Here is a 25,590-nt window from a genome sequence, read left to right as displayed (position 1 = left end):
CCATAAACAGGGCGGGCGGCGGCGTGCAGCCTAATTGAGCTCATGGCTTCAACCCGAAGGTGAGACTCGGCGGTTTTCTACGTCCTCGATCGCTCCTGATCGAGTGCGCGAAGGGCATAATTGATCCAGATCACGGGGTGGACGTCCATCGACTGGCACCTTGTGCCGACCGACCGGAATCACCGCGCCATGTCCTTGGGGACGCAACAGTCAATCGCACCGGGACACCGATGGCTCACGGCGACGGCATGATGGCCGCCGTGGATACGCTCGCTACGACGGCGTCATCGCGGCTCTGCTTTCGCGCTCGGGCCGTGACTAGGGTCTATGGCTCCGGTCCTGGGGCCGTTCACGCTCTCCGGGGTGTCGACCTCGATCTGCCAGACGGCGAGATGGTCGTGGTGCTTGGCGCGTCCGGTAGCGGCAAGTCGACCTTCCTGAACATTCTCGGCGGGCTCGACACGCCGACTAGCGGCGAAGTTCTGTTCCGGGGGAATGACATCAGTCGGGCGGACCAGCACCAGCTGACCGAATACCGCCGTCGGCACGTCGGGTTCGTCTTCCAATTCTACAATCTGATGCCGAGCCTGACCGCGCGCGAGAACGTCGCCCTGGTCACCGAGATCGCCGAGGCCCCGCTCCGTCCCGAAGAGGCCCTCGCCATGGTCGGCCTGGAGAACCGTCTGGATCACTTTCCGGCCCAGATGTCCGGCGGCGAGCAGCAGCGCGTGGCCATTGCGCGCGCTGTGGCCAAGCAGCCGTCAGTCCTGCTGTGCGACGAGCCTACGGGCGCCTTGGACTCCGCCACCGGTGTGCGGGTTCTGGAGGCGCTTAAAACGGTCAACGACAGCCTGGGCGCCACGACCCTGCTGATCACGCACAACGCCGCCATCGCCGCCATCGCTGATCGCGTGGTGATATTTGCCGATGGGCGGGTGCGCGAGTTGCGCGAGAACCCCGACAAGCGGCTGCCCGGGGAGGTCTCGTGGTGAACCATCCGCCGGCCTGGATGGGTGCGCTGGACCGCAAGCTGGTGCGGGATCTCTGGCGCATGAAGACCCAGGCGCTGGCGATCGCCTTTGTCATCGCCGGCGGCGTCGCCGTTCATCTGCTCTCCGCCGGGATGCTGAGTTCGCTACAGGAGACCCGGCGCGCCTACTATGAACGCTATCTGTTCGCCGACGTCTGGGCCCCAGTGGTGCGCGCACCGCAGCGTCTGATCGCCGACATCCGGGCCATCGAGGGGGTCCAGGCGGCGGCGACCCGCATTCGGGTTCCGGCGCTCTTCGCCATGGAGGGGATGAGCGCGCCAGCGACCGGCGAAGTCCTGTCCTTGCCGGACGTGGGCGAGGCGGCGGTCAATCGGCTCCACCTGGTCCGAGGCCGTCTTCCGATCGCAGGACAGCGGGACGAGGCGGTGGTGCTCCAGGCCTTCGCCGACGCCCACCGGCTCGAGATTGGCGATCCGGTTCCGGTAACCCTCTACGGCGGCCGCCGCCGTTTGACCGTGGTCGGGATCGTCCTGTCGCCGGAGCACGTTTACGCCATCGGCCCGGGCCAGTTCGTGCCCGATGACCGGTTGTTCGGCGTGCTCTTGATGCGGCGCAACGCCCTGGCCCAGGCCGTCAATCAGGACGAAGCCTTCAACGAGGCGGTGGTGCGCCTCTCCCGCGACGCCTCTGAGCCGGCGGTGATCGCCCGGCTGGATCGTCTTCTGGAGCCCTATGGCGCCCCGGGCGCCTATGGCCGCGCCGATCAGGTCTCGGACGCATTCGTGTCCAGCGAGATCGACCAGCTGGCGACCATGGGGCGGGTGCTGCCGCCGATCTTTCTGCTGGTGGCGGCCTTCCTGGTCAATGTCGTGGTGTCAAGGCTGATCGCCGTTCAGCGCGCAGGGATCGGACTGTTGAAAGCCTTCGGCTACCGGGACCGAGACATCATCGGCCACTATCTCAAGCTGGTCGCCGTCATCGCGGTGACGGGCGTGCTGATCGGTGGCGCCGCCGGGATCTGGCTCGGTCGCGGCATGGCGGGGCTTTATATGGAATACTACCGCTTCCCCTTCCTCCTGTTCCAGGCGGATCCGGCCGACTACGCGACCGTGGTTGGTGTGGCCATGTTGACGGTTATGGGTGGCGCGGCCCTGGCGGTGCGGCGGGCCGCGAACCTGAACCCGGCGGAAGCGATGACCCCCGCGCCGCCGCCCGACTATTCCAAGGCCGCTGGGGCCTGGATCACCCGGATCAAGGTCCTCGACCAGCAATCGCGCATGATCCTGCGCCAGATCATTCGCTGGCCCTGGCGGGCGGCCCTGACCGTGGCCGGGATCGCGGCCTCGGGCGCTCTCCTGATCGGCACTATGTCGATGATGGACGCGATCAAGGTGATGATCGATTCCAGTTTCACCGTATCCAACCCCCACGACGTGTCCGTGAGCTTCGTCGAGCCCCGGTCACGTGCTGCCCTGTTCAGTCTGGCCCGCGAAGAGGGGGTGCTGGCGGCCGAGCCGTTTCGTCTCGTTTCGGTTCGCCTGCGCCACGGCGCGCGCGAGGAGCGGGCAGTGATCACCGGCGCGCCGCTGGACGGCATCCTGTCGAGGATGGTCGATACCCACAACCGACCGATCCAGCCGCATCCCGGCGGCCTGGTCCTGTCCAGCGACCTGGCCGCCAAGCTCCGGATCAAGGCCGGCGACATCATCGAGGCGCAGGTCACGGAAGGCCGCCGGCCGCTGCTGGCTCTGCGGGTCTCGGCCGTCACCACCAGCTATGTGGGCTCCGGGGCGCGGATGCGGATTGAGGACCTGAACCGGTCTCTGGAAGAAGGGGCGCTGGTGTCCGGGGCCTGGCTGACGGTCGACGCCGACCGGACCGGGGGCCTCTATGCGCGCCTGAAGGAGACGCCGTCGGTCGCGGGGGTGAGCCTGCAGGCGGAGGCCGTCAAACGGCTGGCCGCCATGCTCGATGAGAACCTCGGCCGATCTATCCTGACCTTCTTCTTCTTCGCCGGCCTGATCGCTTCGGGGGTAGTCTACAACACGGTTCGCATTTCCTTCGCCGAGCGCCAGCGGGAGCTGGCTTCACTGCGGGTGCTCGGCTTCTCGCGCGCCGACGTATCCTACATACTGCTCGGCGAAGTGGCCTTCCTGACGCTGCTGGCCCTGCCGCTGGGCGCGGCGGCAGGGGCTGGTCTGGCCTGGTATCTCGCCCGCGCCATGAGTTCGGACCTGTTCCGGCTGCCCTTCGCCGTCGCTCCAGCGACCTTCGGCATGGCCGGGGCGGTGGTGCTGGTCATCACTGTCGTGGCCAGTCTGACGGTGCGGCGTCAGATCGACAGGCTCGACCTGGCCGAAGCCTTGAAGACCGGAGAGTAGCGCCGTGAAGATCAACCGGTTCAATCTCAAATTCCGGACGCTGTTCTGGGTCGCCGCCGTGCTGGCGGTGGCGGCGCTGCTGCTCTTGGCCTTCCGTCCACGACCGGTTCTGGTGGACATCGCCGAGGTCACCGCAGGCCCCTTGACTGTCGCGGTTCGTGACGAGGCGCGAACGCGGGCCCGCAACGTTTATGTGGTGTCCGCGCCTGTCTCCGGCCGTTTGATGCGGATCGGCAACCGCGCGGGCGAACGGGTTGAGGCCGGGGCGGTGATCGCGATCATCCAGCCGGGACCGGCGACCTTCATGGACGAAAGGTCCCGCCAGGAAATCCAGGCCGGGGTCCGTTCGGCCGAGGCCGCCCTGGCCCTCGCGCGCGCCGAGCTGGAAGGCGCTGAAGCCCGGCTGACCTACGCTCGTCTCGAAGCCGGCCGTACCGAGACACTGTTCGCCGCATCGGTCGCGTCGCGGAGCGCCCTCGACCGCGCACGCCTCGACGCCCGCACCGCCGCCGCCGTCGTGGGCAATGCCCGCGCTGGCGTCGGCGTCCAGCAAGCGGCGCTCGAGGCGGCCCGCGTGCGTTTAATCGAGCCAACCGCCGCGCGGTCCGGCGGCCGGGCGGTGGCTCTTCGCGCGCCGGTGACAGGCCGTGTTTTGCGGGTGCTGCAGGAGAGCGAAAGCGTCATCGCCCAGGGCGCGCCGGTGATCGAGATCGGCGACCCTCGCGATCTAGAAGTGGTCGCCGAGCTCCTGTCGAGTGACGCGGCGCGAATTTCCGTAGGGGCGCCTGTCGTGATCGACGCTTGGGGGGATGGCCCGGCGCTTGAGGGCCGTGTCCGGCAGGTCGAACCCTATGGCTTCCTCAAAGTCTCGGCCCTCGGTGTCGAGGAGCAACGGGTCAATGTGGTCATCGAGCCAATCAATCCTCCTGCAGCCTGGGCGGCGGTCGGCCATGGCTATCGTGTGGAGACGGCAGTCACGGTCTGGCGGGCCGAGGCAGTGCTTCGGACGCCTGTGTCCGCCCTGTTCCGGCATCAGGGACAGTGGGCGGTATTCAAGGTCGAAGGTAACCGTGCTCGCCTGCAACGGGTCGGGATCGGCCACAACAACGGGGAACTGGCCGAGGCCCGCGCCGGGCTGAAGCCGGGAGAGCGGGTAGTGCTCCATCCGGGGCAGTCCATCGCCGATGGCGTCGCGGTGCGCATTCGGACTTCCACGCCGAACGGCGAGTAGCCTTGCCTTGATCTTTGGTCGCGCCTCGCCTGTGCGCAGGTTGCGAAAACTACTCGCCTGAATGTCGTGTTTCTGGACCGGTGCTTGAGTCCGCAATTGGCGCGAAGTCGCCACAGAAGCCGACATCGGTTGTGGCTGCGAGGGGGATCGAACTTGGGTCGCTGAGTGCGGCCCATAATCGCGACGGGCTTCTCAGCAATTATCCACCAGTGACGCAGCCCCGCTCCGGGTCCCGCCACGAGACTGCGAAGTAGTCCGCAATTTAAGCCTTGGCCAACGCGCTGGCCGCCTTGCCGTCATATTGGCCGCCGAAGCTCGTCTTCAGGTGGGCCATGATCGTCCCGACGTTGGCGTCGGGGTTTTTGGCCCTGAAGTCGCTGATGACCTCGTGCAGTTGCGCTTCCGTCATCTGCTTTGGGCCATACGAGGTCAGTATCGCCAGTTCGGTTTCAGCCGCCCTTGTCCGCTCATCTACCTTCGACGCCTCGCCTCCGGCTTCGATCAGGCGCGCGCGTTCGGTGGTGAGGTTCTCCAGCGTCAGCTTCGTGTTCTTCAAGAACTTAGCGACGGTTGCGAGGACCTTTTCCTCAGTGACTTCCGTCACGCCGCGCTTGAATTCTTCGGTCGTGATCTGCGCAGCTTCGCCGATCAACGTGGTCAGCAGGTCAGCCCTCAGACGGTCGCTCAACTTGCGCGCGGCGAGTTGGTCAGCTTTGAGCTCGTCGAGCAAAGCCATGTGGTCGTCCTTCCAGTTCACTGCGCCTCGATTGCGCCGTACTGGGTGGCAACGTCAACATCCTGGGAGCACGCCAATGTCCGCTTCTGGCGCAGCTTCGTCGATGAAGCACCTAACTGTTAACCTTTCGGATGGTCAGCCAGTCTCATGACGACCAACCTGACCAACTCAACGTCGAGCCGCCGGTGAGGACTGATGGGCCGGGAAAAGAGGTATCAGAGGGTCGCTCGCGAAGACTACAAGGCGTCCTTTATGGCCAGTTTCAATTGGCTTGCAGCGTTCCGCCTGTTCGCTGAACACGCTCCCCCCCCTTTGCAATTCTGGATCAAATGGGTGGGCATCAGTATCAAAGCGCAAGTTTATGCATCGAGCGACGTTGATCATGATCGCACCGCTCGGAAGTCGGGCACATGTTGAGCCGAGCGAGGTCCATGCTGATGTAAGGCGCACGGTGCAAACGGTCCAAATTGGCGTCCCCAAATTTGGGCTGACGATACGCCTTAGGCTTGCAAGGCGCGCCTGCCAGATTGCCCACGGATGACGTATCAACGGTTCCTGGGATCAGAAAGGAACGGCATTTAGGACTGGGTGATCGGCGTCTTGAGCGGTTCGGGCCTGTGCGACCTGGTCGGGTTATCGGATCAACGGACCCTCCGCTTTGAGCCGCTGTGGTGCTCGCTATCCGATGAACTGGTCACCGGACCCGTGAAGGGGTTCGCTTGGTCTGTGCAGCGCCGTGGAAGAAGGATCCCCCTAGCGGGGTGATAGGCACCTAGAAAGGACGCTTCATTCCGAAGGTTTAGGCACGTCGGCAATTGGAACTAGGCCGCTTTGCGCGGACCTGAAAGTGACCGCAGATAGTAAGCGCCGCTCAGGAACAGGAGGAATGGGACGCCGATAACCAAGGTTAGCCGGAACGCTTCGGTGAAAGCGGTAGTAAGCAGGATGGCTCCCATCAGGCAGGCTCCCAGGAGGCTGGTCCAGGGGGCGCCCCACATCCGAAAGGGACCCGTCGGGCCCTTGTTGTGCCTCCGGAAGGCCAGATGGGTCAGGAAGATCATCAGCCAGGTGACCATGGCGCCGCAGGTGGCAATTGAGATCATCACCGTGAAGGCCGTTGTGGGGCTTAGAGTATAAACCAAGGCCGCGATCGCCACACCCAGGGCTGCGATGCCCAAAGCCTTCACCGGTACGCCCCGGCTATCGAGTTGACCAAAGATGGACGGCGCGAAGCCGGCGCGCGACAGGCCAAACAGCATACGCGTGGCTGTATAGAGTTGGCTGTTCATCGCCGACAAGGCCGCGATCAGGATTACGAAATTCATGACGTCGGCCGCACCGACAATTTGCAGGGCGTCGATCACCGTAACGAACGGACTTTTGCCGGCTCCCGCCACCGTCCAGGGTACAATCGCCAGCATCAGGGCCAGCGTTGCCATGTAGAATACCGCCAGCCGGATCAGCGTGGCCTTGAAGGCACGGACCACGGCCCGTTGGGGATCTGCCGCCTCGGCCGCTGCTACGGCGATCATCTCGATGCTGAAATAGCTGAAAATCGCGACGATCACCGCCACCCAGGTCCCCCACGGACCGTTCGGGAATAAGCCGCCATGATCTAGGTACAGATGGAAGCCCGCGCCTGTTTGGGCCGCCGAAGGGCCGAACACCCAAAGCGCTCCCAGCAAGATAAAGCCGACGATCGCGACGATCTTTATCAGCGAGAAGGCGTATTCGACGGAGCCAAACAAGCTGACGCTGAAGGCGTTGACAGCGATCAGGGCGGCGGAGAAGCCGATGATCCACACCAGCCCCGGAACCTGCGGTAGCCAGACCTTCATGTATATCGCCACCGCCGTCACCTCAGTGCCGATCGCGAGGATGATGCCCGACAGATAGGCGTACCGGATGAGGAAGCCGGCGAAGGGACCCAAATAGCGTTCGGCCTGGACACCGAACGATCCTGCGCCCGGGTGGGCGGCGGTCATCTCGGCCAGAGCGCCCATCAGCAGCAGCGCGATGACCCCGCCGATGGCGTAGCTGATCAGCACGCTGGGCCCGGCCAGGCCGATGGCGAACCCGCTGCCGAGGAAGAGGCCGGTCCCGATCGCGCCGCCGATGGCGATCATCGACAATTGTCCCGCCGTCAGGCCGCGTTTCAAGCCGCTCTCGCGTTCCGCGAGGGCGTCGATCGATGGTCCTGTGGTGGTCATGGCCGCCCCCTTGAACGCCCGGGTGGATGCAATCCACTCGGGTGACTGAAAATTTGTCGAGAATGATCGCGCGGGTCCGTGCGCACCGGGTGACGTCCAGTGCCGCGAGGTATCGGGCGACCAACCGATCGTCGCTGGCCTCGCCAAGACCTCAGGCCGCAGCGCCGCGTTTGAGCAGGTCCAGCGCCACGTCGACGATCATGTCTTCCTGACCACCGACCATGCGCCGGAGGCCCAACTCGACCAGGATGTCGCGCGTGTCCACGCCATAGGTCCGGCTGGCCTGTTCGGCATGGCGCAGGAACGACGAGTAGACACCGGCATAGCCGAGGGCGAGGGTCTCGCGGTCCACCCGGACCGGACGATCCTGCAGTGGGCGGACCAGATCCTCGGCGGCGTCCATCAGGCGATAGAGGTCGCAGCCGTGGTTCCAGCCACGCCGGTCGGCGGCGGCCAGGAACACTTCCAGCGGTGCATTGCCGGCCCCGGCGCCCATACCGGCCAGACTGGCGTCGACGCGGATCGCGCCGCCCTGCACGGCGACCATCGAGTTGGCGACACCCAGAGACAGGTTGTGGTGAGCGTGAATGCCGCGTTCGGTCTTGGGATCCAGCACGCGGTCATAGGCTTGGAGCCGTGCCGTGACGCCGTCCATGTCGAGCGCGCCGCCGGAGTCGGTGACATAGACGCAGTGGGCGCCATAGCTTTCCATCAGCTTGGCCTGCTGGGCCAGGGCGTCGGGCTCCAGCATGTGGCTCATCATCAGGAAGCCGGAGACATCCATGCCCAGGTCGCGCGCGGCGGCGATGTGCTGGCGGGAGATGTCGGCTTCGGTGCAGTGGGTGGCGACGCGGACCGAGGTGACGCCCAGCCTGTGGGCGTGTTTGAGGTCGTGGATCGTGCCGATCCCGGGCAGGAGAAGGGTGGTTAGCCGGGCGTTGCGGACCACCTCGGCCACGGCCTCGATCCAGGCCCAGTCGGTGTGGGCGCCAAAGCCGTAGTTGAAGCTGGAGCCGTTCAGGCCATCGCCATGTGCGATCTCGATGGCGTCGACCTTCGCTTCGTCCAGCGCCTTGGCGATGTTGCGAACATCATCCAGGCCATAACGATGGCGGATGGCGTGCATGCCGTCGCGCAGGGTGACGTCCTGAATGTAGAGCTTGGTCTGGCAGGGATCGAAGTTCACTGGGCGACCTCCGAAAAAGGACGGCGGGCGACGATCTTCTCCGCCGTCGCCAGCGCCGCCGAGGTCATGATGTCGAGGTTGCCGGCATAGGCGGGCAAGTAATGCGCCGCGCCTTCCACCTCGAGGAACACACTGGTCTTGATCCCGACGAATTCGCCCAGGCCCGGAATCGCCACGGGGGCGTTGGCGCCGAAGTGCTCGAACTGCAGGGCCTGTTTCAGCCGGTAGCCCGGCACATAGGCGCGGACCTTCTCGACCATGGCTTCGACGGCTTGCGTGATCTGAGCCTCCGTCGCGCCGGACGACAGGGTGAAGACGGTGTCGCGCATGATCATCGGCGGTTCGGCCGGATTGAGCACGATGATCGCCTTGCCCTTGGCCGCGCCGCCGACCTGCTCGATGCCGCGCGAGGTGGTCTCGGTGAACTCGTCGATATTGGCGCGGGTGCCGGGGCCGGCCGATTTGCTGGCGATCGAGGCGACGATCTCGGCGTAGTGGACAGTGCTCACCGAGGCCACTGCCGCCACGATCGGGATGGTCGCCTGGCCACCACAGGTCACCATGTTGACGTTGGCGCTATCCAAGTGCGCGTCGCCGTTGACGACCGGGATCACATAGGGGCCGATGGCGGCCGGGGTGAGATCCACAATGGTCTTGCCGGCTCCGACCACGATTTCGCTATGGCGGGCGTGGGCGCTGGCGCTGGTAGCGTCGAACACGATCTGGATCTGTGGCCAGACGTCCATTTTCACCAGACCGTCGATGCCGTCGGAAGTGGTGGCCACACCCAGGCGCGCGGCGCGGGCTAGGCCGTCGGAGGCCGGATCGACCCCGACCATGGCGGCCACTTCGAGCGTCTTGGAGGTGCGGCCGATCTTGATCATCAGGTCCGCGCCGATATTGCCGGGGCCGATGATCGCGACCTTGATCTTGTCGCTCATGGGCGATCCTTCTCAAAGCTGAAGCTGGCCCGGCCCAAGCCACCGATCATCGCCTCGACGCGGTCGCCCGGCGTCAGGGCGACCATCGGGCCAAGCGCGCCGGTCAGCAGGATATCGCCGGCCTTCAGGGGTTCGCCCACAGCCGCAAGGGTGCGGGCCAGCCAGGCGGCGGCGTTCAGGGGATGGCCTAGGCAAGCCGCGCCGGCCCCTAGCGAGGCGAGCTGTCCATTGACTTCCAACGCCATGCCGCAGGTGTAGAGGTCCAGGCCGTCAAGCTTGCGCCGCTCGTTCCCCAACACGAAAAACGCCGAGGAGCCATTGTCGGCCACGGTGTCGGCGAAGGTAATTCTCCAGTCGGCGATGCGGCTGTCGACGATCTCGATGGCGGTGGACGCGTAATCTGTTGCGGCGACGATGTCGGCGATCTGGGCGTCGGGATTGTCGAGGTCGCGCGCCAAGACCAGCGCGACTTCCGCCTCGGCCTTGGGCTGCAACGCCCGGGAGGTGAGCAGGACGCCGCCGTTGGCTATCGCCATGTCGTCGAAGAGGACGCCGTAATCAGGCTGGTCGACGCCGAGTTGAACCTGAACCGCCTTTGAAGTCAGGCCGATCTTGCGGCCTACGATCTTGCGACCCTGGCCGGTCCATAGCGTGGTGTTGAGCGCCTGGACTTCATACGCCTTTTTGAAGTCTGTGGGCTCCAGGCCGTCGCGCAGGGGCGGCACGGCTCCGGTGCGATAGGCGTCGCGCAGCCGGGCGGCGAGCGCTTCGCTGGCGACGGTCATACCTCGAACAGACGGTCAGTGGTGGCGAAGCCCTTGATCTCGATGGCGTTACCCGAGGGGTCGCGGAAGAACATCAGGGCCTGCTCGCCCGCCTCGCCGACGAAGCGGCGCTGGGGCGGAAGCTCGAAGGCGATGCCGGCTGAGGTCAGGCGCTCCGCCAGGGCGCTCCATCGGCCCAGTGGCAGCACGGCGCCGAAGTGCGGCATGGGCACGGTTGTGCCATCCACCTGGCCCAGCGGGCGCGGCTCGACCACGGCTCCCAGATGCACCGACAGCTGATGACCGAAGAAGTCAAAATCGATCCAGGTCGGCGCCGAGCGCCCCTCCGGACAGCCCAGCAAGCCGACGTAGAACCGGCGCGCGGCCTCTAGGTCGGAGACGGTGATCGAGAGGTGGAACGGGGTGGACATGATCTTACTCCAGACCCAGGAAATGCGCGGCGTTCAGCCCCATCAGCTTGGCGCGAAGGGCCGGGGTGATGTCGGGCTGGTCGCGGATCAGCTGGCCCACCACCTTCTCGCCGAGCGGGAAGGGGTAGTCCGAGCCCAGCACGACGCGGTCCTCGCCCATCACCTTGATCAGCAGGGCCAAGGCGTCGGGGTTGAACACCGCCGAGTCGACATAGAAGCGGTCGACATAGCTGGACGGCAAGGACGGGCAATCGACGCGAACGATGTCGCGATTGAGCCAAGCATTGTCGGCGCGGCCCAGCAGGAAGGCGAAGCTGCCGCCGCCGTGGGCGAAGCACAGCCGCAAGGACTTGGGCAGCCGCTCGAAGGCACCCGACAGGATCAGCGACAGGATCGACAGCTGGGTCTCGGCCGGCATGCCGACCAGCCAAGACAGCATGTATTTGGGCATGCGCTCTCGGGCCATCATGTCCCAGGGGTGGACCAACACGGCGGCGTTCAGCGAGGCGCAGTGCTGCAGGAAGGTGATGATGCCTTCGTCGTCGAGATTGCGATTGCCGACATGGTTGCCGATCTGCACGCCGATATGGCCGTCGGCCATGGCGCGTTCCACTTCGCGGCAGGCAGCGTCGGTATCCTGCAGCGGAACCTGGCACAGCGACTTCAGGCGCCGGGGATCGGTGGCGCAGATCTCGCGGGCGGCGTCGTTGAAGATACGAGCCACTTGGCTGGCGTGCTCGATGGGGCGGCCATATGCGAACAGCACCGGGGTCGCCGACATCACCTGGACGTCGATGCCGTGGGCGTCCATCGCCTCGAGGCGCCGCTCGCCGCTCCACAGATCGTCCTCGACCGGCCGAAACTCTTCGCTCCCGACCATGATCATGCCCCGGCCGTCGCCATAGTGCTTGAGCCACGGCCAGTTGGGCGTACCGAAACGAGCTTCGAAGTCCGGCCAGGTCTCGGGCAGGAAGTGGCTGTGAATGTCGACTGCCAACGTCATGTTTGTATTGTTTTTCCGATGTGCTGGGTTTTGCCTGGATGCAGCACGCCGCAAGACTTGCAGGTGCGCAGGTCCTCGCTTTCGTAGAAGCGGGTGAAAAGCGGGGGCAGGTCATCGACGATGCTGGCCAGTTGCACCTCGAAGCGATGCACGACCTCGGCGCATTCGCCGCAGTACCACTGGAAGGCGTCCAGCATCCCCTCGGGGCGCTGGCGTTCGATCACCAGACCGATGCTGCCGGCGCCCGGCCGTTGCGGCGAGTGCGGCACGTTCGGCGGCAGCAGGAAGATATCGCCCGCCTTGATGGCGACATCCTCGGGACCGTTCTCGCCCCAGATCCGCAGGGTCATGTCACCTTCGAGCTGGTAGAAGAACTCTTCCAGCGGATCGACGTGATAGTCGCTGCGCGCATTGGGTCCACCGACCACGGTGACGATGAAGTCGGCGTTCGACCAGATCTGGGCGTTGCCGACGGGCGGCTTCAGCAGATGCCGATGGTCTTCGATCCAGGCGGAGAAGTTGAACGGAAGTCCGTAGGTCAGCATGGCTTGTCTCCTCGGTGGATCGGCGCGTAGGCCGTCGCCTTGATCTCTACCAAGAGATGCGGATGAGGAAGCTGGTGAACCGCAACCGTGGTGCGCGCCGGGCCGTGTTCGTCGAAGAACTCGGCATAGGTTTCGTTGTACCCGCGGAAGTCGTTCATGTTGACGAGGAAGGTCGTCACGTCGACCAGATCGGCGAGGCTGGAGCCGGCGTCGGCAAGGATCTCGCCGATGTTCTCGATCACGGCCCGGGTCTGGGCGCGGATATCCAGTGTTGTTGCGCCGAAGGCGTCGACCTCGACGCCGGCGAAGCTGTTGTCGGCGCGGCGCGAACTGGCGCCGGAGACGAAGATGAAATCGCCGGCCCGCCGCCAGTGCGGAAAGCGGCCCCGGGGCACGGCCCGGCCGGGAATGACGCGTGCGTCGGTCATGCGGTTCGAACTCCAACCTGACCCAGCGGGCCGGCGTCCAGCGTCACGCAGACGCCGGGCTTGAGGGCTTCGGCCGGCGTTGCGGCGCCGGCCAGGACGATCCAGCCCGGCTCAAGGGAAAGCCCGGACTCCCCCGCCAGACGCGCGGCGGCGCAAAGGGCGTTGAGCGGATCATCTAGGATCGCAGCGGTAGATCCCGCCTGAACGGTGATCCGGTCAAAGGCCATGGTCATGGCGATGTCGGACAGGTCGGCCAGAGGTTCGTGCCAGGCGCCCAACACGAAGGCCGAGGAGGAGCTGTTGTCGGCTACGACGTCGGCCACAGCGAACTTGAAGTCCGCGTAACGGCTGTCGATGATTTCCAGCGCAGGCGCTACGGCCTCGACAGCGGCGGCGGCTTCTTCCCGGCCGACAGGGCCGGAAAGGCGGCGGCCCAAGCGGAAGGCGACCTCAGGCTCGATGCGCGGATGGACGTAGTGGGTCAGGTCGAGTTCGTCGCCGTCAAGGACACCCATGGCGTCTGTCAGCCGACCCCAGATCACGTCATCGACGCCCATCTGAAGGGCCTTGGCGCGGCTGGTGAAGCCCATCTTGACGCCTATCAACCGCTCGCCGCGTCCGATGCGCAGATCGATGAGGCGGGCCTGCACCGCATAGGCGTCAGCCAGGCAAAAGCCCGGATCGTCGTGGGTGATCTGGTGGGTGGCGCGCGCCATCAGGGCAGCCGTATCTAGCCGCGCAGCAATCGCGTCGAGGGTCATAGCTTCACGCATATGTTCACCGGCTCGGAATAGAAATCTAGGGAGTGCATGCCGCCTTCGCGCCCGACGCCCGACAGCTTCACGCCGCCGAACGGGGTGCGGAGGTCGCGCAGGAACCAATCATTGACCCAGACGACCCCGACTTCCATGGCCTGGGCTACGCGGTGGGCGCGGGTCAGGTCGGAGGTCCAGATCGCGGCGGCCAGGCCGTAGCGCGTGTCGTTGGCGCGCTCGATGACCTCGTCCTCGCGGTCGAACGGCGCGACGTGGCAGACGGGGCCGAAGATCTCCTCCTGCACGCAGCGGGCGTTGTCGGGGAGGCCGGTCAGGATGGTGGGCTCGATGAACGAGCCGCCGTCGCGCTCGTCGCCGAAATGGGGCACGCCGCCGCCGGTTACGACGGTCGCACCTTCCTCGATGGCCAAGCGGTAATAGCCCAGCACCTTGTCGCGATGCTGGTGCGAGATCAGCGGACCCATGTCGGCGCCGTCGTGCGGGCGACCGACCTTCAGGGCCTTGGCGCGCACGGCGAGTTCGGCGACGAAGCGGTCGAAGATCGGGCGCTCGACATAGACGCGCTCGCTGCAAAGACAGACCTGGCCGCAGTTGGAGAATACCGATCGGACCGTGCCGGCCACGGCGGCCTCGAAATCGGCGTCGGCGAAGACGATGGCGGCGTTCTTGCCGCCCAACTCGAAGGACAATGGCTTCACGCCCTCGGAGGCCGCGCGCATGATCGCCGAGCCCGTCGAGGACTCGCCGGTGAAGGTGATCGCGTCGATCTCGGGGTGCGAGACCAGCCACTCGCCGGTCGAATTGGCGCCGAACCCGTGGACCAGGTTAAACACGCCCGGCGGGATGCCCGCCTCGTGCATCACCTCGGCCAGCAGGGTGGCGGTGGAGGGGGTCTCCTCCGACGGTTTGGCGACCACGGTGTTGCCGCAGGCCAGCGCCGGGGCGAGCTTCCATGTCAGCAGCAGCAGGGGCAGGTTCCACGGCGAGACCACTGCCACCACGCCCAGCGCCTTTGCGATGCTGTAGTTCAGCGCGCCCCTGCCGTCCGGCGTATCGGTCGAGAAACTCGGCATAGACCGGCCCTGGGCCAGGGCGGCGAAGGCGCGGAAATTGGCCGCGCCGCGCGGAATGTCGATGGTCGTGGCCTGATGCAGGGACTTGCCGGTATCGGCGATTTCGGCGGCCACGAAGTCCTCATAACGAGCCTCGATCCCGTCAGCGACCTTGTTCAGCAGGGCCAGGCGTTGGGCCAGTGGCATGGTCCCCCAAGGACCTTTCAGCGCCTTGCGCGCAGCCTGAACGGCGGCGTCGACCGCCGCTCTGTCGGCCAGGGTGACTTGGCTCAACACCTTGCCATCGACCGGGTTGATCAAGGGGAAGGACGCCGCACCGGTGTCGAAATGACCGCCGATATAGTTCGGCAAGGTGCGCGTCGCGAAGGGATATTTGGAACTCATTGGAAGAACGTTAGGTCTTGCGGATATAGTCGGAAAATAATATTTCGACGTTATGCTATAACCATTTAATGATAGAAGGAGCCGCTGTGACGCAGTCCCCCGCCAGCCCGCAAGTGCTGGAAAGCCGCTTGCTGGCCCGTCTGAAGCTCCGTCAGCTGAAGCTGCTGATCACCGTGGGCGAGCAGCAGAACATTCTCCGCGCCTCGGCCATGCTGAACATCGCCCAGCCGGCCGCTACCAAGATGATCCGCGACCTTGAGGAAACGCTGGACATCCAGCTCTTCGAACGCTCGTCGCGCGGCGTCACCCTGACCCTGGCCGGCGAGATCGTCATTCGCCACGCCAAGCTGATTCTGGCTCAGGTGCGCCACGCCAGCGAGGAGCTGAGCTCGCTGGGGCAGGGGACGACCGGCAAGATCGTTGTGGGCACCTTGCTGGCGGCCTCGCCAACCCTGCTTCCCCGCAGCATCGTCGCCCTGCGGCGCGAGCGGCCTGGAATCAGCGTGTCGGTTGTCGAAGGCACCGATGAGCGCCTGATGCCAATGCTGCGCGTCGGCGATCTGGACATGGTGCTGGGGCGCCTGCCTGAGTACCGCGACCGTGAGGGACTGGAGCAGGAGCTGCTCTACAGCGAGCCGGTGTCAATCGTGACCCGGATCGGCCATCCCCTGGCGTCGCGCACCAGCGTCAGCCTGCGCGATCTGCAGACCCAGGACTGGATAATGCCGCCGCCCCAGACCTCGCTGCGTCGCCAGCTGGAGGACTGCTTCCGCAAGGCCGGGCTGGAGCTGCCGGCGCGCACGATGGAATCTGTGTCGTTGCTGACCAACTATTCGGTGCTCAAGGCCACCGACATGGTCGGCGCCGTGCCCTATCAGGTGGTAGAGGCGCAGCCGGAACTTGTTCGGCTAGCGATTGGCTTCGAGGTCGGCCCCAGCGCCGTGGGCGTGACCACCCGCTCCGGATCGCAAATCTCGCCCGCGACGGCCTATTTTTTGACGATCCTGAGAACGGTGAGCGCGGAGATCGAGGCAGCGCAGCGAGGCTGACGCCGCCTCGTCTTCAGGTAACGGCGTCGACGGCGGCGTAGGCCGGCTCGCGCCAGATCTGCTTGTCGATGATCTCGACCAGCCGGTCGACCGCGTCCCAGACATCGACGAAGCGCAGGTGCAACGGCGCGAAGCCGAAACGCATGGTAGCTGGCGCGCGGAAGTCGCCGATCACGCCGCGCGCGATCAGGGCCTTCATGATCGGATAGCCCGAGGCGTGGTCATAGGCGATGTGGCCGCCGCGTTCGGCGGGATCGGCCGGGCTGCCGAGCACGAAGCCCGCGTCGAGCAGGCGCGCCGCCATCAGGTCCTGGAACAGTTTGCCCAGAGCCCGCGACTTGGCGCGAATGGCCGTGGTCCCGGCTCGCTCGGTCATGTCGATGCCGGCTTCGGTGGCGACCATGCTGAGGATCGGCTGGGTGCCGGTCAGCATCTTGCCGATGCCCTCGGCGGGACGATAGTCGCGGTCAAAGGCGAACGGCGCGCCGTGGCCCCACCAGCCGGTCAGGGGCTGTGCCGCCGCGCCCTGGTGGCGGCTGGCGACGAACAGGAAGGCCGGGCTGCCAGGCCCGCCGTTCAGGTACTTGTAGGTGCAGCCGACGGCGAAGTCGGCGTCGCAGCCGTTCAGGTCGACCGGCATGGCGCCGGCGCTGTGACACAGGTCCCAGATCGCCAGCGCGCCGTGGGCGTGAGCCTTGGCGGTGATCCCTGCCATGTCGAGGACGTGGGCGGTCTTGTAGTGGGCCTGGGTCAGGACCACGGCGGCGACATCGTCGTCGATGGCGGCGTCAATGGCGTCCTTCTCGGCGAAGCGGATCTGGTGACCCCTGCCCAGCGACTCGATCAACCCCTGGACCATGTAATTGTTGGTCGGGAAGTTGCTGCCTTCCATGACGATCACCCGGCGATCCGGACGCATGGCCAGGGCGGCGGAGACGACGCGGAAGAGATTGAGGCTGGTCCCGTCGGTCAACACGACCTCGCCCGGGCCCGCGCCGATCAGGCCGGCCAGACGATCGCCGAGGCGATAGGGCAGGGCGAACCACCCGGCCTTGTTCCAGCTGGTGATCAGGCCATCGGCCCATTCCTCCTGCGCTGACTGCGCCACGCGCGCCAAGGCGGCCCTGGGCGCTGGACCCAGCGAGTTGCCGTTCAGATAGACCACCCCCTCGGGCAGGGCGAACTCGGCGACGAAGGCGGCCAGCGGATCGGCGGCGTCCATCGCCTCAGCGGCGGCGCGGGAGAGAGAGTCTGACATGGCCCCCGCTATAGCGGCAAAGGTGGAGGCACTCATGCCGGAGGCTTGCCCTTGTAGGTGTCGGTGCCGGCCCAGCCGCGTTCCGAGACGTCGATCATCACGCCCTCGGGACCTGTCATCTTGTATTCGGCGTTGTCCTTGGCGGGGTTCATGCCCAGGCCCTGGGCAATGTTGACGTCGTGGCGCGGGGCGAAACCCGAGCTCTCGAACCGATCAACGACTGCTTCGATGTCGTCGCACTGGAAGCCCAGGTGGTGCAGGCCGGCATATCCCTCAGCGAACTCCATGCCGGCGGCGGGCCGGTTCTTGAAGTTCAGCAGGGCGATGTTGATGGCACCGTCCGTAACGTAATAGCCACGCGCATTGCGGCTATCGATCTTGCCGGCAATGGTCCAGCCCAGCACATCAACGAAGAACTTGGAGGCGTTGTCTGGGTCGTTGGAGGCGATGGCGACGTGTTTGAGAGGGACGGGCATGGAAGGACCTTTCAGATCTAGCTGCCGACGCGCAGAGGCGCGGTCATGCCGCGCAGGGCGGCGATCAGGCTGAGGGCGGTGATCCGCCCGGTGCCCGGGTTCTCGTCGGTGGGAACGTTCTCGATTTCGAGCATAAGGCGCGCGCTGTCGGCCTCGACCTCGATGCGGTGGCAGTTGCGGGTCTTGGACGGATCGGCCCAGATTTCCAGCTCGGTGCGGTCGGGGCCGACGCCCGCCAGGCCCAGAGCGGCGGCGACATTGACGTTAGCCGGGAAGGCGCGGGCGCCCTCCCGAGCCGTGCCGGCGAAGAGGCGCAGCGGCGCTTTCAGCCCGTCCAGCTCGATCTTGTTCTCGACCACATATTTGGCCGTCTTCAGCGATCGAGGGGGCTTGCGGGTGACCATGCGGACCGAATGGATCTGACCCTCGGCTGCGGCGCGCACGGCGTCGAAGCCCAGCAGGGCGCCGGTAGCCAGAATGATCCGCCCGCCGTCGGCCCTGGCGCTGTCGATCAGGTCGGGATGGTCAAGCAGGGCCGCGCCGCTGACGGTCAGCAGCACGCGGCCGGCGGCTAGGGCCGGATCGGCGATGGAGCGAAACGCGGAGGTCGGTGCGCATTCGACGATGACGTCGCACAGTCGGGCCAATTCCTCCGGCGAGACGACCGGCGCCGAAAGACCAAGGTCTGCGAGCCGTTGCTCGGCCAACGCCTTGCGGCCGGCCGAGACGGCGGCGAGCACCATACCGGGGATGTCGCCGGCCAGTCTCTGGGCGACGACACTGCCGATGGTGCCGAATCCGGCGATGCCAATTTTTAGGGTCATGCCCCCTGGCTACCGCGCTCCTCTATGTCGGAAAAATAAGAATGGCGCGCATCGCTATCCACGAAAGTGAATAACGGCGGCGGGGATTGGTAGATTTCGCGGGGGTGGATTGGCGCTAGCGCAGAGCCAGTTCACTCAGAGGCAAAGACAATGATGATGGATATTCCCGCGTTGGCCGCGATGGCGGCGGCGATGGTTGCGGCCGGTCTGGTAGGTGGCGTGATCGCCGGATTGCTGGGGGTCGGGGGCGGCATCGTGCTGGTGCCGGTGCTCGACGCTGCGCTCGGCGTCGCGGGCGTCGATCCGGCAGTTCGCATGCACGTGGCCGTCGCGACCTCGCTGGCGACGATCATTCCCACCTCGCTCTCTTCCTCGCGCAGTCACCGATCCAAGGGCGCGGTCGATGACGGCCTGATCAAGCGTTGGGGCTTGACGATCTTCATCGGGTCGCTGACTGGGGTGCTGATCGCCGCCCAGGTGAAGGGCGCGGTGTTGTCGGCGGTGTTTGCCGGCGTGGCGTTCATCGTGGCTCTGAAGATGCTGTTGCCGCTCGACGGCTTCACCTTCGCCAGGCGCGAGCCGCAGGGGCCGGCCGGGCAGGTCCTTCCACTGGCCATTGGCGCAACCTCGACCATGATGGGGATTGGCGGCGGGACGCTTAGCGTGCCGATCCTGACACTGTGTTCCTGGCCCATCCACAGGGCGGTGGGAACCGCGTCGCTGTTTGGTCTGCTGATCAGCATCCCAGGAACCATCGGCTATGTGATCGGCGGTTTTGGCGATCCTCGTCTGCCCTTCGGCAGCCTGGGCTATGTCAGCCTGATCGGCTTCGCCCTGATCGCGCCGTCGACCTGGGTCGCGGCCCCGTGGGGCGCAGCCCTGGCGCATCGTCTTAGCAAGCGCCAACTGGGTGTGGCGTTCGGCGGCTTCCTGATGATCGTGTCGCTGCGCATGGCCTGGCGGGTCTTCGCGGGCTGACCGTATAGCAAAATACGGGCACGGTATTCCGAAACGGTAGATTAAAACCACTCCGTTATACGATTATCGTTCTCCCCAACGGGCGCATCGCCCACGGGGAGATTTCGCATGACGGCGCCTTGGTTCGCGATCGGCACTTATGACGGTGGAAAGGGTCCGCGCCCGGCAATCGTCGTCGACGACATGCTGTTCGACCTGGCCGCCGTACAGACGGCGGTCGGTCTGGACGCCGGTGTGGCCAGCGTCGATGCGGCTCTGGCGAACTGGGAAACCACCCAGCCGATCCTGGCGGAGATCGCCGCCAGGACCGCCGCTTCGGGGGTGCCGCCGCTCAGCGTCACGCCGCTGGCGCCGTTCAATCCGCGCCGGATCTTCTGCACGGCTTCGAACTTCGTGGACCACGCCAGCGAGATGAAGACGGCCCTGGCCGCCAAGGTCGACAGCGCGCCCTACATCTTCCTGAAGTCCACCGAATCCGTCGTCGGCGCCGACGACGAGGTGGTCATCCCCAGCCACTGCACCCAGATCGACTGGGAGGTCGAGCTGGGCGTGGTGATCGGCCGTGAAGGCCATCGCATTTCGGTCGAGAACGCCCGCGACCACATCGCCGGCTATGTGGTGTTCAACGACGTCTCTGCGCGCGACCAGATCGCCCGCACCGACTTCCCGTTCAAGCACGACTGGTTCCGCAGCAAGAGCTACGACACCTTCGGCCCGCTCGGCCCCTGGCTGGTGCCCGACGTCTGCATCCCCGACCCGATGAACCTGTCCCTGAAGCTCAGCGTCAATGACGTGGGAATGCAGGACGGCTCCAGCGCCGAGATGATCTTCAACATCTACGAGCAGATCGCCTATCTCTCGACGTTCGGAAAACTGCGTCCGGGCGACCTGATCGCGACCGGAACGCCTGCCGGCGTCGGCAAGGGGCGAGGCATCTTCCTCAAGCCCGGCGACCGGATGACCGCCTCGATCGAGCTGATCGGCGCGATCTCTAACCCGCTCGTCGCGGAAGAGGTCTGACGATGGCCCGCCGCAGTCTTCTTCTCCTAGCCTCGTGCCTGTCGCTGGTCTTGGCCGGCTGTCAGGACAAGCCCGCAAAAACCGACGCCGCCACGGTCACCTTCAACATGTCATGGCTGCCCCAGGGCAGCATGGGCGGGGTGATCGCCGCCATCGACCGGGGCTTCTATGCCGAGCAGGGCCTGACGGTGAACGTCACGCGCGGCTTTGGCGGCGTGCGCACGGTCAACGAACTCGACCAGGGCATGTTCGAGTTCGGCTATGGCGACCCGGTTTCGGTGATCCTCAACCGCTCCAAGGGCGGGCATGTGAAGATGATCGGGGCGATCAACACCCGCTGGCCGGCCGCGCTCTGCTACATCGTCGAGCGCCACAAGATCGACAAGCCGCAGGACCTGGTCGGCCTGACCGTCGGCGGCGGCCAGAGCTCCGCCATGCAGGTGGTCGTGCCGGCCTGGCTCAAGCGAAACGGCGTCGACGCCAGGCAGGTCAAGATGATGCAGCTGGATCCGGCTGTGGTCGTCACCTCGCTGGTCGAGGGCAAGATCGACGCCGGCGAGTGCTGGCGCGGCAACAGCCTGCCGCTCTTCCGCAAGCGCGCCGCTGAGGCCGGCCTGACCCTGGGCGTGTTGCCCTATGACAAGTTCGGTCTCGATATCTATGGCAGCGGTGTGATGGCCAGCGACGCCACCATCGCCAGGGATCCAGAACTGGTCCGCAAGTTCCTGGCCGCCACCTACAAGGGCTACGCCTGGGCCGGCGAGCATCCGGACGAGGCCGTGGCCCTGATGGTCAAGCGCTATCCGGTGCTGGATCCCAAGGTCACCCGCGAGCAGTTGCTGGAAACCCGCGAGCTGATGGTGGGCGGTGAGCGCTTCGACGCCGCGCGCATGACCAACGCCGTGGCCTTCCTGACCGAGGCCTACGGCCTCGAGAAGCCGCCGGCCGCAGCCGAGGTCTTCACCAACGACATGCTGGAGCCGCGCTGATGTATCGCCCCAAGCCCATTAAGCTGGGCCATCTGGTCCTGAAGGTGCGCGACGTCCACGCCTCGGTGGCCTTCTACCGTGATGTGGTCGGCCTGGAGGTGTCCGACTGGATCGACGACCGCATGGTGTTCATGCGGGCGGGCATTGATCACCATGACCTGGCCCTGCTGCAGATGACCCCTGACGAGGTCGCGACCCACGCGCCCGGCAAGTCGGTAGTTGAGCACTTTTCCTATCAGGTCGGCGACGTGGTCGAGATTTCGCAGATCGCAGCGATGCTGCAGGAGCGCGGCGTCGAGATCGACCGGGGCATCGGCAAGCATGGCCCTGGCGCCAACTGCTTCCTCGTGTTCCGCGATCCCGACGGCAACAATGTCGAGTTCTATTGCGACATGATCCAGGTCGGCGAAGGCCATCCGGCGCACGAGGCGCGGACCTGGGACGGCAAGGACCTTTTCACCTTCGACCGCTGGTCGCTGGACCGTTTCGTCGTGCCCCCGCCCGCCAGGATCACCAAGATGCTGGACGGTTCCAAGTGAGGGCCGGGCGCACAAACCCCCTGATCACCGTCGTCTTCTTCCTGGCCCTGGCCGCCCTCTGGGAGGGCTCGGTCAAGCTGTTCGGGATCAAGACCTATCTGCTGCCTCCGCTCAGCGATGTCGCCGCCGCGTTCTGGGAGGCGAGGGGACCCCTGCTGTCGAATGGACTGGTCACGCTGGGCGAGGTCCTCGGCGGCTTTGTCCTGGCGGCGATCATGGGTGCGGTGCTGGCGGTGACGGTGCATGTCGCGCCAGTTGCGCGGGCCACGGCCTACCCGCTGCTAGTCGCCCTGCAGAGCGTGCCCAAGATAGGCCTGGCTCCGCTGATGGTCGTGTGGCTGGGCTATGGCTTCAGCGCCAAGATCGCCATGGCCTTCCTGTTCGCCTTCTTCCCGATCCTGATCGGGGTGCTGGGCGGTCTGGCCGGCGTGCCCGCCCACCTGGACGAGCACTTCCGGGCGCTGGGCGCCTCGCGCTGGACCACCCTGCGTCGACTGCAACTGCCGGCGGCGGCTCCCAACTTCGTCGACGGCTGCAAGGTGGCCATGCCGCTGGCGGTGATCGGCGCGATCGTCGGCGAGTTCGTCGGCTCCAACAGCGGCCTGGGCAATCTGATCCTGACCGCTACCGGATCGGCCCAGACGGCCTTGAGCTTCGCGGCCCTGATCGCGGTGACCCTGTTGTCCCTGGCTCTGTTCTACACAGTCGAATTTATCGGAAGGCTTGTCTGGTGGCGCACGATCTGACGGCGGTCCGCATCGCGGGCGTCACCAAATACTGGGGCGGGCAAAAGGGAACCTTGGCGCTCGACGGTCTGGACATCGATGTCCGCGACCAGGAGTTCGTTTCGGTGCTGGGCCCCTCGGGCTGCGGCAAGAGCACCCTGCTGCGCATTCTCGCGGGTCTGACTGAACACGACAAAGGTGCGGTCTCGCTGTTCGGCGAGCCGGTCGGCAAGCCGCGCGATGATGTCGGCGTGGTGTTCCAGACCGCCAACCTGCTGCCGTGGCTCACGGTCGACGCCAATCTGCGGCTGGCCGTGGAAGTTCGGCGCGGCGCAAAAGCGGCCGGCGCCATCGATACGGCGCCGCTGATCAGGACCCTGGGCCTGGAAGGCTTCGAGCAGCGCTATCCGCACGAGCTCTCCGGCGGCATGCGCCATCGCGTGGCCATCGGCCAGGCGCTGATGCTGTCGCCGCGCATGCTGCTGATGGACGAGCCGTTCGGCGCTCTGGACGCCCTGACCCGCGACCGGCTGAACATGGAGCTGCTGCGGATCTGGCAGGAGGACCGCAAGACCGTGGTGCTGATCACCCACAGCATCGCCGAGGCCGTGCTGCTGTCGGACCGCGTCCTGGTGGTCAGTCCGCGTCCTGGTCGGATCATCGCCGACATCGCCATCGACCTGCCGCGTCCCCGCGATCCGGCGACCACCCGCGCCCTGCCGGCCTTTGCCAGACATGTCACCGAACTCAGCGGTTTGATGGGAGTGATCTGATGTCTATTCTGACGATCGGCGACGACGAACTCTACTACGAAGACCATGGGGCCGGGCCGACCATCGTGCTGGCCCACGGCGTCGGCGGCAATCACGCTAGCTGGTTCAATCAGGTCGAGACCCTGTCACGCTCTTACCGGGTGCTCACCTTCGACCACCGGGGCTTTGGGCGGTCGAGCGACGTCGCCGGCCTTGGGCGGAGCGGCTTTGTCCCCGACCTGACGGCCCTTCTGGATCATCTGGCTATCGAGCGCGCCGTGCTGGTGGGACAGTCGATGGGCGGCGGGACCTGCCTGTCTTTCGCGGCCGCCCATCCGGATCGCGTCGCCGCTCTGGTGCTGGCCTCGACGCTGCACGCCGTGCTGGAGGATGCCGAAGTCGCGCCGCTCATGGCCGTCGCGCGGGACGCCACGCGCGACCTGTCGCAACTGGATCGTGTGCTCGACGCTGGCTTTCGCGCCGCGAACCCGGCGCAGGCTCGGCTCTATGCCGCGCTGGCCAGCTTTAACCGCACCGACCGGCATGGGCTGGTCGGTGAGTGGCCGCGCCCCATTCCGCCGGAGGAGATCGGCGCCGGCAAGCCAGTGCTCTTCATGGCGGGCCTGAAAGATCCGATCTTTCCGATCGCGGCCATCCGCGCCGTTCAGGCTCGGACGCCCGGTTCGTTCCTCGTCGAGTTCGACTCGGGCCACTCGGTCTTCTTCGAGCAACCGGCTGCGTTCAGCGACAGTCTGCTCAGCTTTTTGGCCGCTTGCGGGATTCGCGGTACGCGTCGCGCGGCCCATAGCAACGCGGCGGGATATGTGACTCCATGACCAAGAAACCTGTCCTGTTGTTCGCCTGCGCCGGTATCGATGAGGCCGCCTGGCTGTCGGCGTTGAACGCGTCTCTGCCGGATGTGGAGCTGCGGATCTGGCCGCAGATCGGCGACCCTGCCGAGATCGACTACGCCCTGCTGTGGAAGCGTCCGGCCTCCATCGCGGCGAGTTTGCCCAATCTTCGAGTCCTGTTCTCTATGGGCGCTGGTGTGGAGTCGCTGCTGGCCGATCCGGAGCTGCCGGCCAACGTGCGCCTGGCCCGCATGGTCGATCCCAGCCTTGGCGAGGGCATGCGCGAGTATGTGCTGCACCGCGTCCTCCACTACCACCGCCGGATGCCCGAACTCGAGGCCGCCCAGCGCGCCCGCACCTGGACGCCGCTGGTTTGCAAGGCGGCCCGCGACCAGCGGGTCGGACTGCTCGGCCTGGGCGAGTTGGGACGTTCCTGCGGCGCGGCGCTCGCGGCCCTGGGCTTCGACGTCGCCGGGTGGAGCCGCACGCCGCGCGACCTGCCGGGGATCACGACCTATTCAGGCGATGAGGGACTGCGCCAGATGCTGGGCCGCACCGATATCCTGGTCTGTCTGCTGCCGCTGACGCCGGCGACCGAGAACATCCTGTGCAAGGCGACCTTCGACGCCATGCCGCCCGGTGGCTTCCTGATCAATGCCGCGCGGGGCCGTCATCTGGTGGAGCGCGACTTGCTCGACGCCTTCGATGACCGCCAGCTGGCCCATGCCACGCTCGACGTATTCCGTGAGGAGCCGTTGCCTCAGGACCATCCGTTCTGGGATCACCCCAGGATCGACGTAACGCCGCACTGCTCGGCTCTGACCAGTCCGACAACGGCCGCGCGCACCCTGGCCGCCAATATCGCCCGCGATCTGGCCGGCGAACCGATCCCCGATCTGGTGGACCGAAGCCGGGGTTACTGATTCATTCCACCCTGCTTTCCGACGCGCTCGCCTCCGAGAGGAGACGGGCGCTGTCGTCGTTTTCAGGGTGCGGACCGCGTTACGTGAATATGTCGTTTTCGTTATAGTGACACGTGACAATATTA

General features: G+C 65.9%; 26 protein-coding genes. 12 read left to right on the top strand and 14 right to left on the bottom strand.

The genetic code is table 11. The annotated features are described in order from the left end of the window. Positions 1–230 precede the first annotated feature (230 nt). From ACN2C8_RS09715 to ACN2C8_RS09705, 3 genes are read left to right on the top strand one after another with little or no spacing between them, the layout of a single operon-like run. Positions 231–992, top strand: coding sequence for an ABC transporter ATP-binding protein (locus tag ACN2C8_RS09715; RefSeq protein WP_419255715.1), 762 nt, complete (start codon positions 231–233; stop codon positions 990–992). Next, the gene (locus tag ACN2C8_RS09710; RefSeq protein WP_419255714.1) at positions 989–3,373 is read left to right on the top strand and encodes an ABC transporter permease; all 2,385 of its coding nucleotides are present in this window, start codon (positions 989–991) and stop codon (positions 3,371–3,373) included. The genes ACN2C8_RS09715 and ACN2C8_RS09710 overlap by 4 nt, the downstream gene beginning before the upstream one ends. Before the next feature lie 4 nt (positions 3,374–3,377). Continuing rightward, positions 3,378–4,604 (top strand): efflux RND transporter periplasmic adaptor subunit, encoded by a 1,227-nt coding sequence (locus ACN2C8_RS09705; RefSeq protein ID WP_419255713.1) that lies wholly within the window; start codon positions 3,378–3,380, stop codon positions 4,602–4,604. Positions 4,605–4,866: 262 nt separating this feature from the next. Here ACN2C8_RS09705 and ACN2C8_RS09700 read toward each other — a convergent pair whose 3' ends face one another. The 11 genes from ACN2C8_RS09700 to ACN2C8_RS09650 form a co-directional block, all read right to left on the bottom strand. After that, entirely contained in the window at positions 4,867–5,340 is a 474-nt protein-coding gene (locus ACN2C8_RS09700) for a GatB/YqeY domain-containing protein (protein WP_419255712.1), read from the bottom strand. A gap of 821 nt (positions 5,341–6,161) precedes the next feature. Further along, on the bottom strand, positions 6,162–7,550 hold the full coding sequence (locus ACN2C8_RS09695) for an amino acid permease (RefSeq protein WP_419255711.1): 1,389 nt from the start codon (positions 7,548–7,550) through the stop codon (positions 6,162–6,164). A gap of 151 nt (positions 7,551–7,701) precedes the next feature. Then, a complete protein-coding gene (gene dmpG / locus ACN2C8_RS09690) occupies positions 7,702–8,736 on the bottom strand; it encodes a 4-hydroxy-2-oxovalerate aldolase (RefSeq protein ID WP_419255710.1) in 1,035 nt (344 codons plus the stop codon). After that, entirely contained in the window at positions 8,733–9,677 is a 945-nt protein-coding gene (locus ACN2C8_RS09685; RefSeq protein WP_419255709.1) for an acetaldehyde dehydrogenase (acetylating), read from the bottom strand. The genes dmpG and ACN2C8_RS09685 overlap by 4 nt, the downstream gene beginning before the upstream one ends. Further along, entirely contained in the window at positions 9,674–10,462 is a 789-nt protein-coding gene (locus ACN2C8_RS09680) for a 2-keto-4-pentenoate hydratase (RefSeq protein WP_419255708.1), read from the bottom strand. Before ACN2C8_RS09680 ends, ACN2C8_RS09685 begins: the two co-directional genes overlap by 4 nt. Then, complete coding sequence (locus ACN2C8_RS09675; protein WP_419255707.1) at positions 10,459–10,872, bottom strand: VOC family protein; 414 nt, start codon at positions 10,870–10,872, stop codon at positions 10,459–10,461. Before ACN2C8_RS09675 ends, ACN2C8_RS09680 begins: the two co-directional genes overlap by 4 nt. Before the next feature lie 4 nt (positions 10,873–10,876). Continuing rightward, a complete protein-coding gene (locus tag ACN2C8_RS09670) occupies positions 10,877–11,875 on the bottom strand; it encodes an amidohydrolase family protein (protein WP_419255706.1) in 999 nt (332 codons plus the stop codon). After that, positions 11,872–12,420 (bottom strand): 3-hydroxyanthranilate 3,4-dioxygenase, encoded by a 549-nt coding sequence (locus ACN2C8_RS09665; protein WP_419255705.1) that lies wholly within the window; start codon positions 12,418–12,420, stop codon positions 11,872–11,874. Before ACN2C8_RS09665 ends, ACN2C8_RS09670 begins: the two co-directional genes overlap by 4 nt. Further along, complete coding sequence (locus ACN2C8_RS09660) at positions 12,414–12,848, bottom strand: RidA family protein (protein WP_419255704.1); 435 nt, start codon at positions 12,846–12,848, stop codon at positions 12,414–12,416. The genes ACN2C8_RS09665 and ACN2C8_RS09660 overlap by 7 nt, the downstream gene beginning before the upstream one ends. Then, positions 12,845–13,609: a 2-keto-4-pentenoate hydratase gene (locus ACN2C8_RS09655; protein WP_419255703.1), complete on the bottom strand. Its 765-nt coding sequence runs from the start codon at positions 13,607–13,609 to the stop codon at positions 12,845–12,847. Before ACN2C8_RS09655 ends, ACN2C8_RS09660 begins: the two co-directional genes overlap by 4 nt. Further along, positions 13,606–15,081: a 2-hydroxymuconic semialdehyde dehydrogenase gene (locus ACN2C8_RS09650; protein WP_419255702.1), complete on the bottom strand. Its 1,476-nt coding sequence runs from the start codon at positions 15,079–15,081 to the stop codon at positions 13,606–13,608. Before ACN2C8_RS09650 ends, ACN2C8_RS09655 begins: the two co-directional genes overlap by 4 nt. Positions 15,082–15,167: 86 nt before the next feature. Between ACN2C8_RS09650 and ACN2C8_RS09645 the strand changes: the two genes are divergently transcribed. Next, entirely contained in the window at positions 15,168–16,130 is a 963-nt protein-coding gene (locus ACN2C8_RS09645; RefSeq protein ID WP_419255701.1) for a LysR substrate-binding domain-containing protein, read from the top strand. A 13-nt stretch (positions 16,131–16,143) separates the two neighbouring features. On the opposite strand, the gene kynU is transcribed toward ACN2C8_RS09645, so the two are convergent. Genes kynU through ACN2C8_RS09630 form a run of 3 tightly spaced genes read right to left on the bottom strand, consistent with a single transcriptional unit; the run spans position 16,144 to position 18,688 of the window. Further along, on the bottom strand, positions 16,144–17,388 hold the full coding sequence (gene kynU, locus ACN2C8_RS09640) for a kynureninase (protein WP_419255700.1): 1,245 nt from the start codon (positions 17,386–17,388) through the stop codon (positions 16,144–16,146). A 32-nt stretch (positions 17,389–17,420) separates the two neighbouring features. Then, entirely contained in the window at positions 17,421–17,864 is a 444-nt protein-coding gene (locus ACN2C8_RS09635) for a VOC family protein (protein ID WP_419255699.1), read from the bottom strand. A 17-nt stretch (positions 17,865–17,881) separates the two neighbouring features. Further along, positions 17,882–18,688: an aspartate dehydrogenase gene (locus tag ACN2C8_RS09630; RefSeq protein WP_419255698.1), complete on the bottom strand. Its 807-nt coding sequence runs from the start codon at positions 18,686–18,688 to the stop codon at positions 17,882–17,884. Between the two features lie 156 nt (positions 18,689–18,844). On the opposite strand from ACN2C8_RS09630, the gene ACN2C8_RS09625 reads away from it, so the two are divergent. From ACN2C8_RS09625 to ACN2C8_RS09590, 8 genes are all read left to right on the top strand, one after another. Then, the gene (locus ACN2C8_RS09625; RefSeq protein ID WP_419255697.1) at positions 18,845–19,666 is read left to right on the top strand and encodes a sulfite exporter TauE/SafE family protein; all 822 of its coding nucleotides are present in this window, start codon (positions 18,845–18,847) and stop codon (positions 19,664–19,666) included. A 108-nt stretch (positions 19,667–19,774) separates the two neighbouring features. Beyond that, complete coding sequence (locus tag ACN2C8_RS09620) at positions 19,775–20,686, top strand: fumarylacetoacetate hydrolase family protein (RefSeq protein ID WP_419255696.1); 912 nt, start codon at positions 19,775–19,777, stop codon at positions 20,684–20,686. Between the two features lie 2 nt (positions 20,687–20,688). Further along, positions 20,689–21,675, top strand: coding sequence for an ABC transporter substrate-binding protein (locus ACN2C8_RS09615; protein ID WP_419255695.1), 987 nt, complete (start codon positions 20,689–20,691; stop codon positions 21,673–21,675). Further along, positions 21,675–22,214 carry a VOC family protein gene (locus ACN2C8_RS09610; protein ID WP_419255694.1) on the top strand — a complete coding sequence of 180 codons (540 nt, stop codon included), beginning with the start codon at positions 21,675–21,677 and terminating at the stop codon, positions 22,212–22,214. Before ACN2C8_RS09615 ends, ACN2C8_RS09610 begins: the two co-directional genes overlap by 1 nt. Beyond that, positions 22,211–22,960: an ABC transporter permease gene (locus ACN2C8_RS09605; RefSeq protein ID WP_419255693.1), complete on the top strand. Its 750-nt coding sequence runs from the start codon at positions 22,211–22,213 to the stop codon at positions 22,958–22,960. The genes ACN2C8_RS09610 and ACN2C8_RS09605 overlap by 4 nt, the downstream gene beginning before the upstream one ends. Continuing rightward, a complete protein-coding gene (locus ACN2C8_RS09600; protein ID WP_419255692.1) occupies positions 22,945–23,712 on the top strand; it encodes an ABC transporter ATP-binding protein in 768 nt (255 codons plus the stop codon). Before ACN2C8_RS09605 ends, ACN2C8_RS09600 begins: the two co-directional genes overlap by 16 nt. Then, the gene (locus tag ACN2C8_RS09595; protein WP_419255691.1) at positions 23,712–24,527 is read left to right on the top strand and encodes an alpha/beta fold hydrolase; all 816 of its coding nucleotides are present in this window, start codon (positions 23,712–23,714) and stop codon (positions 24,525–24,527) included. Before ACN2C8_RS09600 ends, ACN2C8_RS09595 begins: the two co-directional genes overlap by 1 nt. Next, positions 24,524–25,465, top strand: coding sequence for a 2-hydroxyacid dehydrogenase (locus tag ACN2C8_RS09590; protein WP_419255690.1), 942 nt, complete (start codon positions 24,524–24,526; stop codon positions 25,463–25,465). Before ACN2C8_RS09595 ends, ACN2C8_RS09590 begins: the two co-directional genes overlap by 4 nt. Positions 25,466–25,590: the final 125 nt, after the last annotated feature.

Source organism: Caulobacter sp. ErkDOM-C (assembly GCF_048541825.1).
Taxonomy (GTDB): domain Bacteria; phylum Pseudomonadota; class Alphaproteobacteria; order Caulobacterales; family Caulobacteraceae; genus Caulobacter.
Note: the sequence above shows the minus strand (reverse complement) of the source record. Positions and strands in the feature narration are given on the sequence as shown.

Bases quoted from the DNA above. Each gene is read 5' to 3' on its own strand.
- ACN2C8_RS09695 (WP_419255711.1), bottom strand. From the start codon at position 7,550: ATGACCACCACAGGACCATCGATCGACGCCCTCGCGGAACGCGAGAGC.
- ACN2C8_RS09680 (WP_419255708.1), bottom strand. From the start codon at position 10,462: ATGACCGTCGCCAGCGAAGCGCTCGCCGCCCGGCTGCGCGACGCCTAT.
- ACN2C8_RS09630 (WP_419255698.1), bottom strand. From the start codon at position 18,688: ATGACCCTAAAAATTGGCATCGCCGGATTCGGCACCATCGGCAGTGTC.
- ACN2C8_RS09700 (WP_419255712.1), bottom strand. From the start codon at position 5,340: ATGGCTTTGCTCGACGAGCTCAAAGCTGACCAACTCGCCGCGCGCAAG.
- ACN2C8_RS09625 (WP_419255697.1), top strand. From the start codon at position 18,845: ATGGATATTCCCGCGTTGGCCGCGATGGCGGCGGCGATGGTTGCGGCC.
- ACN2C8_RS09715 (WP_419255715.1), top strand. From the start codon at position 231: ATGGCTCACGGCGACGGCATGATGGCCGCCGTGGATACGCTCGCTACG.
- ACN2C8_RS09675 (WP_419255707.1), bottom strand. From the start codon at position 10,872: ATGTCCACCCCGTTCCACCTCTCGATCACCGTCTCCGACCTAGAGGCC.
- ACN2C8_RS09610 (WP_419255694.1), top strand. From the start codon at position 21,675: ATGTATCGCCCCAAGCCCATTAAGCTGGGCCATCTGGTCCTGAAGGTG.
- ACN2C8_RS09660 (WP_419255704.1), bottom strand. From the start codon at position 12,848: ATGACCGACGCACGCGTCATTCCCGGCCGGGCCGTGCCCCGGGGCCGC.
- ACN2C8_RS09595 (WP_419255691.1), top strand. From the start codon at position 23,712: ATGTCTATTCTGACGATCGGCGACGACGAACTCTACTACGAAGACCAT.
- ACN2C8_RS09685 (WP_419255709.1), bottom strand. From the start codon at position 9,677: ATGAGCGACAAGATCAAGGTCGCGATCATCGGCCCCGGCAATATCGGC.
- ACN2C8_RS09650 (WP_419255702.1), bottom strand. From the start codon at position 15,081: ATGAGTTCCAAATATCCCTTCGCGACGCGCACCTTGCCGAACTATATC.
- ACN2C8_RS09615 (WP_419255695.1), top strand. From the start codon at position 20,689: ATGGCCCGCCGCAGTCTTCTTCTCCTAGCCTCGTGCCTGTCGCTGGTC.
- ACN2C8_RS09665 (WP_419255705.1), bottom strand. From the start codon at position 12,420: ATGCTGACCTACGGACTTCCGTTCAACTTCTCCGCCTGGATCGAAGAC.
- ACN2C8_RS09590 (WP_419255690.1), top strand. From the start codon at position 24,524: ATGACCAAGAAACCTGTCCTGTTGTTCGCCTGCGCCGGTATCGATGAG.
- ACN2C8_RS09670 (WP_419255706.1), bottom strand. From the start codon at position 11,875: ATGACGTTGGCAGTCGACATTCACAGCCACTTCCTGCCCGAGACCTGG.
- kynU (WP_419255700.1), bottom strand. From the start codon at position 17,388: ATGTCAGACTCTCTCTCCCGCGCCGCCGCTGAGGCGATGGACGCCGCC.
- ACN2C8_RS09655 (WP_419255703.1), bottom strand. From the start codon at position 13,609: ATGACCCTCGACGCGATTGCTGCGCGGCTAGATACGGCTGCCCTGATG.
- ACN2C8_RS09620 (WP_419255696.1), top strand. From the start codon at position 19,775: ATGACGGCGCCTTGGTTCGCGATCGGCACTTATGACGGTGGAAAGGGT.
- ACN2C8_RS09635 (WP_419255699.1), bottom strand. From the start codon at position 17,864: ATGCCCGTCCCTCTCAAACACGTCGCCATCGCCTCCAACGACCCAGAC.